General features: G+C 66.4%; 6 protein-coding genes and 1 tRNA gene. 4 read left to right on the forward strand and 3 right to left on the reverse strand.

From position 1 onward, the window contains the following. Positions 1-254 precede the first annotated feature (254 nt). The gene (rlmB, locus tag JHD07_RS21115) at positions 255-1,085 is read left to right on the forward strand and encodes a 23S rRNA (guanosine(2251)-2'-O)-methyltransferase RlmB (RefSeq protein ID WP_291625412.1); all 831 of its coding nucleotides are present in this window, start codon (positions 255-257) and stop codon (positions 1,083-1,085) included. 64 nt (positions 1,086-1,149) lie between these two features. Here rlmB and JHD07_RS21120 read toward each other — a convergent pair whose 3' ends face one another. Further along, complete coding sequence (locus JHD07_RS21120; protein ID WP_291625414.1) at positions 1,150-1,680, reverse strand: hypothetical protein; 531 nt, start codon at positions 1,678-1,680, stop codon at positions 1,150-1,152. Between the two features lie 43 nt (positions 1,681-1,723). Next, positions 1,724-2,200: a hypothetical protein gene (locus JHD07_RS21125; RefSeq protein ID WP_291625416.1), complete on the reverse strand. Its 477-nt coding sequence runs from the start codon at positions 2,198-2,200 to the stop codon at positions 1,724-1,726. Positions 2,201-2,482: 282 nt separating this feature from the next. On the opposite strand from JHD07_RS21125, the gene JHD07_RS21130 reads away from it, so the two are divergent. Together JHD07_RS21130 and JHD07_RS21135 are read left to right on the forward strand one after the other, a co-directional pair. Further along, the gene (locus JHD07_RS21130; RefSeq protein ID WP_291625417.1) at positions 2,483-2,953 is read left to right on the forward strand and encodes a hypothetical protein; all 471 of its coding nucleotides are present in this window, start codon (positions 2,483-2,485) and stop codon (positions 2,951-2,953) included. Positions 2,954-3,123: 170 nt separating this feature from the next. Next, positions 3,124-3,198 (forward strand) — tRNA-Thr (locus tag JHD07_RS21135). 3 nt (positions 3,199-3,201) lie between these two features. Here JHD07_RS21135 and JHD07_RS21140 read toward each other — a convergent pair. Then, entirely contained in the window at positions 3,202-3,906 is a 705-nt protein-coding gene (locus tag JHD07_RS21140) for a class I SAM-dependent methyltransferase (protein WP_291625418.1), read from the reverse strand. Positions 3,907-4,028: 122 nt separating this feature from the next. On the opposite strand from JHD07_RS21140, the gene JHD07_RS21145 reads away from it, so the two are divergent. Further along, a complete protein-coding gene (locus tag JHD07_RS21145) occupies positions 4,029-4,253 on the forward strand; it encodes a hypothetical protein (protein ID WP_291625420.1) in 225 nt (74 codons plus the stop codon). Positions 4,254-4,408 lie beyond the last annotated feature (155 nt).

Here is a 4,408-nt window from a genome sequence, read left to right on the forward strand (position 1 = left end):
GGCGGCTGATTTACAGTCAGCTCCCTTTGCCACTCGGGACACTCCCCCGCTCGACGGCAGCACAATCGGGCCGGACCTTGCCGGCGACCGAAGTCGGCCATGGAACGTGAAGGCCGCGACAACCCGGATCGGGGCGCGACCGGGCGCGTTTATGGGCGATGCGGTGGGGCAAAGTCAACCGAGGCAAGCAGCTAAAATGGCCCCCGCCGGCAGCGAAATTGCCATATTCCGGAACCCATGACAGAAGCGAGCCCATGAAGGATCGAAAATTCGGCCCCAAGGGGGCTCGCGGCGGGGCTAAGCCCTTCAACAGACCCGGAAAATCTGGCGGCCGGCCGGCTTGGCGCGACCGCGATTCGCAAACTGACGGGCCGGTCATTCTCTATGGCTGGCACACCGTCACCATGGCGCTCGCCAACCCGCAGCGGCGGATCCGCAAGCTGACGCTGACCGAGAACGCCGCAAGGCGTCTTGCGGACGAAAACATCGAGACCCGCGTCACGCCCGAGATCGTGCGCCCCCAGGAGATCGACCGGCTGCTGTCGCCCGACGCCGTGCACCAGGGCCTGCTCGCCGAGGCCGATCACCTGCCCTCGCCCGACATCGAGACCCTGGCGCAGGACGGCATGGTGCTGGTGCTCGACCAGATCACCGACCCACATAATGTCGGCGCCATCCTGCGCTCGGCCGCGGCGTTTGCGGTGAAGGCGATCGTCACCACGGCGCGCCACAGTCCCGAAGCGACCGGCGTGCTGGCCAAGGCCGCCTCCGGCGCGCTCGAGCTGGTCCCGATGATCACCGTGCAGAACCTCGCCCGCGCGCTGACGGCGCTGAACGAGCGCGGCTTCCAGACCGTCGGCCTCGACAGCGAAGGCAGCGAGGACATCAGCGACGTCGAGTTGCGGCAGCCGCTGGCACTGGTGTTGGGAGCCGAAGGCAAGGGCCTCAGGCAATTGACCCGCGAGACCTGCAGCGTCGTGGCACGGCTCGACATGCCCGGCGAGATCAAGAGCCTCAACGTCTCGAACGCCGCCGTGCTCGCGCTCTATGTCGGCGCAAGCCGGCTCGGCCTGATGAAGCGCTGACAGAACGAAACGCCCGCCCGCATTATGCGGACGGGCGTCCCCGTTGGCTTTCGCCGATCAGAGATCAGTAATGGCGGCGCAGGGCGCGGTGGCCGCCGTAATAATGCGGCGCGGCACGGTGGGCGTAGCCGTGGCGATGGGCGTAACCGTAACGATGAGCATGGCCGTACTGCACGCGCGGCAGATAGCCGTAGCGCGGGCCGTAGCCATAGCGATACGGACGGTAGTACGGGCGGCGATAGGGATAAGCGGCCGGCGGCGCGACCGCAGCGGCACGATAGCCATAGCCATAGCCGTAATTGGCAGGCGCGACGACCGCATCTTCACGATAGGTCGGATAGGGCGCGAAGGCGCCCGGACCGGTATAGGTCGGGCCCTGGTTGACGTAGTAATACTGCGTGGTCGGCGCGGCGAGACGCTCATAGGCGCCGTAGCCGTAGCCATACCCGTAGCTATAACCGCCGCAGCCGGTGTTGCAGCCGGAATAGACCGGCGCAACCGGCGCGCAGGTGCTGAAGCCGCAGGCCGCGGCGGGCGCGGTGGCGGCGAACGTCACGGCAGCTGCCGCAACCAATCCCGAAATGATCTGACGCATGACTCTCTCCTGTTGATTTCCGTTTCTTGGATTTTCACGTTTCTCAGCCCGGCCGCCTGCCGGGTATTTCTGTGCGCGGCCGCGGACGCGGACGCTCGTTGATCTCGGGCGCGTAGATCAGCGGCGGCGCATCGACCGGCGGGTCCATCTGCGCCGGCAGCGGCGCGGACGAGGCGCCCCAACTCTCGTGATAGCTCTCGGCGGGCTTCGGCAATTTGCGGTTGGCAGGTGGCTCGACCTCGAGCCGGCCGTAGCCCGGACGATGGCCCAGCGTCGGATAATAATGGCCGACATGGTCGGGTTGCCGCTCGGCGATATAGCGGCCGCCATAGATCGTGGGCTGCACCTGCTGGTTCTTGCCGAGGCCCCAGGTGCCTTCGACCACGGCATAGTTGGCGTCGATGTTGTTGATGATGATCGGCACGCCGGGACGGCCGGGAATGACGATATCGAAGCCCTCGCCGGCCGTCGCCGTCGCAGGCAATCCAATCAGAAGGGCGGCGAGCGTCACGGCACGCATGAGGTGATCCCGGTTGTCCGGCAACAACCTAGCCGATCGCAACGCAGAGAGAGTTAAGGCCCGCCCGCCAAATTCCGGTAAGCCTAACGTGCAAGGTCTGCGCGCCGCTCAAATGCTGTACGGCGAACTAGCGAAGCGTTAACGGCGGATCCTTGCAGGTGGAACCGAGCCCCGCGTGCTCACATCCGTTTGACTGTCGCTTGCAAAAATCCTGGGGTTGCATCGGAACGTCACGCGCCCTCGGCGTTTAGCTCCCGTCAAACAAATTGGGAGCGAAGAACCATGAACATCAAGCTTCTCGGAGCTACCGCGATCGCAGCGACCATGCTGGGCGGCGCCGCCATGGCGCAAGCGGTCGTCACCAATCCAGCCCGCTGCGCGGCGCAATTCCCCAACGCCAACTGCCAGAACCTCGGCCCCGGAAACCCGTACACCGATAGCGGTTACCGCAATCGTCGGGCCTACCGGCAAAGCAGCTCCGACTGGAATAACGACTGGAACAGGAGCCGTACCGGTTTCTGGCCGACCGACGTCGCGGCGGGCGTCGCCGGTGCCGCGATCGGCACGGCCGGCGCGATCGCCTCCGCACCCTTCCGCGCCTGGGACAATTCCTACGCCTATGACAATTCGTGGGACCGCGGCTGGGACAATCGTGGCTGGGACACCCGTACCTATGCCCAGCGCAACGGCTTCGTCTGCACGCCCGGCACCTACTTCAAGGGCCAGGACGGCCGCCCGCACCTCTGCCAGTAAGGCGGCTCGAGGCGAACGCGACATGTCAGGCGGCCCGCAAGGCCGCCTGATTCATGTCTTGCGACGGCGGCCTTCCGGTTCTGGCACTTTGCCATCAAGTCTGGTATTGCGGCGCGCACGGGCGGACGGCCCGGCGTACACGTCGAGCCCGTTCCGCGTCCTCGCGCGTCGCCGGCTTAGCTCAGCGGTAGAGCAGCGGTTTTGTAAACCGAAGGTCGGGGGTTCAATCCCCTCAGCCGGCACCAGCTTCAGGGCACGCAGCTCCGGGACGGCAACTCGTCCAGCCGCCACAGGCCAAGGCTCTTGTCGCGCCAGCCGCCACCGCCCTCCTCGCAGCGCTCGTTGATCAGCTCGCGTGGCGGCGGCCAGTTGAACGGCGCCTGCTCCATGTTCAGCGCGCGCCAGTCGCCGTCCTCGCAATCCTCATTGTTTTCCCACTCCGGAAAGGTCGTGACGAGCAGGAATAGTGCGCCGCTCGCGCGAAAGCCGACAAGGGCGCGAGCGATGTTGGCAAAGCTCAGATGCACCAGACAGTCCCGGCAGAGAATGACGTCGGCACGCGGCAGAGCATCGCGCGTGACGTCGCCGACCAGGAAGCGGCCACTCAGTTCGCCGCGGGACGCGCGGAGCACGTTCGCTTCGATCAGCGAGGGCACGATGTCGATGCCGGTGTAATCGACACCGAGCTCCAGCCGGCCGATCCAGCCGGCATCGCCGCAGGGCGCATCCAGCAGCGAGCGCGCCCCGAGCCGTTGCAGCAGCGCTGGAAGCGCCTCCCGGATCGCGTCGGTCGCGGGATCCTCCGAGCCGAGGCCGGAGACCGAAGTCGCCGCGCCCCAGAGGTTGGTCCGCGCGATGCGCTCGAACCGGGCGGCGAGATCGAGACTTGCGAAATTCTCGCGGTCCGCCAGGAACCGTTCGTGGGCGACCACGGGAGGACGACGGGAGATCATCGGGCGAGCCTGTGCGAAGTCGCGAGCCAGTGTACAGGCGATGCATCGCCGTGCCAGCGATCCGGTCCAGCTCAAAGGCGACGGCACCGGAACCAACAGCGTGGGTCGCTCGTTCTCGACCCATGCTGATCCGGGAAGAAAACCGAAACATGGTTCTGCTGGCAACCGTGGCGCTGTGCTGTAGCGCTTTTGCCGGCGTATTGGCGATGATTGAGCCGGTGCCGGGACGGGCGGCCGACAAGCTGGTGGCCGAAACGGCCGTGACGGGCGACACCACGCCAACCCAGATACCGGTTCGGGTTGTCGGCGCACCGTTCGAGCCCAACGTCAATCCACGCGAGCGGTAGCGCTATTTCGGGCAGGCGTTCGCACCCTCCTCCGCGGACCGGCCGTGGGCACGTGCCAATCCTTCCGCAAATGCGATCACCTCCGCCCGCTTGCCGGGCGGCAGCGACAGGAACGCACGGATCAGCCTCAAGCCGTCGGCCTCGTTGGGGCGGTC

It is taken from the genome of Bradyrhizobium sp. (assembly GCF_016462955.1).
Lineage (GTDB): Bacteria > Pseudomonadota > Alphaproteobacteria > Rhizobiales > Xanthobacteraceae > Bradyrhizobium.

Excerpts from the sequence above, each read along its gene's own strand:
- JHD07_RS21125 (WP_291625416.1), bottom strand. The coding sequence starts at position 2,200 with ATGCGTGCCGTGACGCTCGCCGCCCTTCTGATTGGATTGCCTGCGACG.
- JHD07_RS21145 (WP_291625420.1), top strand. The coding sequence starts at position 4,029 with ATGCTGATCCGGGAAGAAAACCGAAACATGGTTCTGCTGGCAACCGTG.
- JHD07_RS21140 (WP_291625418.1), bottom strand. The coding sequence starts at position 3,906 with ATGATCTCCCGTCGTCCTCCCGTGGTCGCCCACGAACGGTTCCTGGCG.
- JHD07_RS21130 (WP_291625417.1), top strand. The coding sequence starts at position 2,483 with ATGAACATCAAGCTTCTCGGAGCTACCGCGATCGCAGCGACCATGCTG.
- JHD07_RS21120 (WP_291625414.1), bottom strand. The coding sequence starts at position 1,680 with ATGCGTCAGATCATTTCGGGATTGGTTGCGGCAGCTGCCGTGACGTTC.
- rlmB (WP_291625412.1), top strand. The coding sequence starts at position 255 with ATGAAGGATCGAAAATTCGGCCCCAAGGGGGCTCGCGGCGGGGCTAAG.